Source organism: Atribacter sp. (assembly GCF_035418125.1).
Taxonomy (GTDB): Bacteria; Atribacterota; Atribacteria; order Atribacterales; family Atribacteraceae; genus Atribacter; species Atribacter allofermentans.
The window spans coordinates 1-2,402 of the sequence record NZ_DAOLQM010000301.1; the positions used below are offsets into that span (position 1 = coordinate 1).

Here is a 2,402-nt window from a genome sequence, read left to right on the forward strand (position 1 = left end):
GTGTTGCTTCCCAGAAACGGTTTACTAAACGGTATTGTTTTTCTGAAATTTGTTTGACTATGTTTTGCATCGGGGTCGAAAGAAAGTCGGTGGAAGATTTTTTATTTGATGGAACGAAACCAAGCAATTTACACCATTGATATTGGGTTTCTGGATTCATCCACCACTCGGCAATTTTCAAAGCGTCATCTTTTTTCGGAGCGTTTTTACCCAGCAACATAGGAGCAGCTTCATAAATGATTACATTTCCTACCTGTGGATCAATAGATGGGAGAATAAAAGCTCCAACATCTTTTCCTACGTTAAGTCCAGCCGCCATCAATTGACCTTCATACCAATTGCCGATTAAAATCATCCCAGCTTTTCCCTGAGCAAGTAACCGGGGAAAATCACCAAAAATATCGGTGCTGGGATCGGAAAAGTAGCCTTTATCGATCATTTCTTTCCAGAGAGTGAAAACTTTTTTCGATGGTTCGTCGGAGTATTTGGCTTTTCCAATCATCAGGGCTTCATAAAAATCTGGGTTGGTTCTGATCATCAAGTCTTCAAAATAAATGAAGGTCGGCCATCTTCCCTGGACGGTGCTTCCCAATGGGATGATGTCATTTTCTTTTAAAGCATCGCAAATGGCGATGAATTCGTCCCAAGTTTGCGGTTCTTTTAGTCCTAATTTATCAAAGACCGGAATGCTGTAATAAACTACCCAGTAAGCTAAATTGGTAGGTACCCCAAATACCTTACCATCCGATTCAAAAGCCTTGCGAAAAGCCGGATCATATTCATCTTTATGACTATCCCAGAGTGAAGTCACATCTTCTAATAGGCCAGCATCGATCAATGGTTTCATTCTAAAGTCCGACCACCAGGTAAATAATTCTGGAGCTTTATTAGTCGGCAGAGCCGTTCTTGCTGCTGACATAAATACGTCGGTTGCCGGAAATGGAGTGGGGACAAAGGTAATTCCAATTTCACTTTGGGCGACATTCGCCATTTCAGTAAAGGGGGTTTGCCAGTCAGGGGCACCCCCTTTATCATGCATTAAAACAATATCTTGCGCCCAAGCCCAAGAAGAGAATGCAATTAAAATACATAAACCTAAGAGAATTAAACCTTTTTTCATTTATTCATCCTCCTTAGTTTGGAAATGATTTAATAACTCATAAAACCATTCCTATGTAAATCTTTTTATATCTTCACCTCCCTGGTTGGTCATTTTTTGAAGCAAACAAAAAAATCCTTCTAAATCATTATAACTCAACTCTCTTAATGTGATAATTATTAAAAAATGTCCACTTATAAATTTAATAGTAGCGAAAAGAAGAAGGGAAGACTATCAATATTTTGATGGGAAATCAATAAAAATGTTTTTAAAATTATCTATAGAGACTTAATAATTTATTGCTAAAAAATTTAAATTTAGCTATTTTTAGTCAATCTTTATAAAAAATTGCCGATTATATAAGTAATGAGTTTTCATCAAGAAGATTTTCATGTATCAAAAAAAAGATATCTATCCTGAAAATAAAGGAATGGATAAAAAACGAACAAAAAAACTAAAAAAGGCACACCCCCCTGAATCCCCCCTCAATGGGGGAATTAATTTAACAATTCCCCTCCTTGGAGGGGTGCCGTTTTACGGCGGGGAGGGTGCCTTTATATTTTTAAAAGATTATTCTGGAAAAAAGAGAAAGAAACATAAATAAAAAGATGAGATTCTCACGTCGTAAAATATGCTCCTCAGAATAATGTAAAAAGGTGGGTGAGATTGCGACGTCGTCCAGCCAAAAAACGGTTGGATTCCTCGTAGTGACGGAGCAGTAAAAAATTCAAATCCACCTAATCCCCTTGCTAAAGGGGGAAATTGATCGGCATATACATATTTTCATTATTATCAAATGATGTAACATGGCATGAAAATTAATCCTAAAAATACATGGGCATGATAAATCAAACCCCTACAAAAGAATTAAAAAAATGTAGGGGCGCAATTTATTGCGCCCGATTAATGTAGCGACCTGCCATGGCATGTCGAATCTTGGGTTTTCACCCTCATCCTCACCTTCTCCCATCAAGGGAGAAGGAACTATTTAATCTTTTTATTTATTTTTTTCCCTCGCCCCTTCGTACAGAGAGGGTCAGGGTGAGGGGGATATCTTTTCATCTTTATTTGGTGTAATAAAATGGCATAAGGATATATTATGTGGTATGAAATTAGTTATAATAAGAAAATCATTTTTATGGGAGGTGGAACATGAGAGGAAAATTTAAGTTTCAAGACGATTTTATTTACAAAATGCCGGCTCATTTTGGAGGATCGCCCTTTTATCCAATAAGAGCAGTGTATGGAGATATGTTAGGTATCTCCGTCCAATATGAAACCGACCAAGATGCACTTCTGCAAT

2 protein-coding genes are annotated in these 2,402 nt (G+C 37.2%); one reads left to right on the forward strand and one right to left on the reverse strand.

Annotated elements, in window-relative coordinates:
- Positions 1–1,120: ABC transporter substrate-binding protein (locus PLK24_RS10780; RefSeq protein WP_324479017.1), on the reverse strand; the 1,120-nt coding region annotated here is incomplete at its 3' end.
- Positions 1,121–1,490: 370 nt separating this feature from the next.
- Between PLK24_RS10780 and PLK24_RS10785 the strand changes: the two genes are divergently transcribed.
- Positions 1,491–1,703, forward strand: coding sequence for a hypothetical protein (locus tag PLK24_RS10785; protein ID WP_324479019.1), 213 nt, complete (start codon positions 1,491–1,493; stop codon positions 1,701–1,703).
- The last annotated feature ends 699 nt before the right edge of the window (positions 1,704–2,402 follow it).